Origin of the sequence: Aestuarium sp. (assembly GCF_023253315.1) — a bacterium.
Classification (GTDB): domain Bacteria; phylum Pseudomonadota; class Alphaproteobacteria; order Rhodobacterales; family Rhodobacteraceae; genus Marivivens; species Marivivens donghaensis.
The window spans coordinates 1-1,084 of record NZ_JALRGW010000095.1; the positions used below are offsets into that span (position 1 = coordinate 1).

The 1,084-nt window shown below is 53.4% G+C and carries 2 protein-coding genes; both read left to right on the forward strand.

Translation table 11 applies throughout. From position 1 onward, the window contains the following. Window positions 1-247 (forward strand): hypothetical protein (locus AC1QQ2_RS14345; RefSeq protein WP_479713650.1); only part of this gene is annotated, 247 nt, incomplete at its 5' end. A 252-nt stretch (window positions 248-499) separates the two neighbouring features. After that, entirely contained in the window at window positions 500-877 is a 378-nt protein-coding gene (gene rpsL, locus AC1QQ2_RS14350) for a 30S ribosomal protein S12 (RefSeq protein WP_479713651.1), read from the forward strand. Window positions 878-1,084 lie beyond the last annotated feature (207 nt).

Here is a 1,084-nt window from a genome sequence, read left to right on the forward strand (position 1 = left end):
ATTGGGCGTAGCGGGCGGGCTATCGGTCGCCGTGCCAACGGGCATGGCGGGCAAACTCGATATCAAAGTGAATGTGCCTGATCGGTTGATTGCGCCTTTGCCCGCTGGACAAGTGGTCGGTGATGTCACGGTCGCCTTGCCCGATGGCACCATCCTGACAAAACAGCCGTTGGTCGTGGCGCAGCCTGTCGAGGCGGATGGCTTCCTCGGTCGGATGTGGGATACCTTGCTGCTCCTCACGGAGTAAGTAAAAAGGAAACACTCGCGACAATCAAGCCACTGTCGCGGGTGTTTGAAATACAACGCGCTGGCGGCATTGCGCTAAAAAACTTACCGGCGCTGCCCCACAAAAACCCATCAATGCTATGATCGAGGGCTTTTCGGAAAAAACCGAAGGGATGCGCGTCTGCGCAATCTGCGTTTTCACGGGCGTGGGTTGCTGTCCATCAAGACAGGCGCGTGTATTTGTTTTTTGATTTTTGACGTTTAGGGACGTTTCATGCCAACCATTAACCAACTCATTCGCCACGGGCGGACGGTCGAAAAGATCAAGTCCAAGAGCCCAGCGATGGAAAATTGTCCACAACGTCGTGGCGTTTGCACTCGCGTGTACACCACGACACCTAAAAAGCCTAACTCCGCTTTGCGTAAAGTTGCCAAGGTGCGCTTGACCAACGGTTTTGAGGTGATCTCATACATCGGCGGTGAAGGCCACAACTTGCAAGAGCACAGTGTGGTTCTCGTGCGCGGTGGTCGTGTCAAAGACTTGCCCGGTGTGCGTTACCACATCGTTCGTGGCTCACTTGACTTGCAAGGCGTTAAAGACCGTAAGCAGTCACGCTCCAAGTACGGTGCGAAGAAGCCAAAAGCGAAGTAATTTTCAAAAGTTAACAGGTGCTGCTCTGCGTGACGCGCAGTGACAGCGTAGTGACCCCAAACTTGCGTGTTGCAAGCGGGTCGAGTAAGTGAGAGTTGGAAATAGCTCTCGCGGTTGTGTAGCAAAGCTACCAGCCAACTGAAGCAATTAAGAGGTTTAAAAATGCCACGTCGTCGCGAAGTCCCTAAACGTGAAATCCTGCCCGAT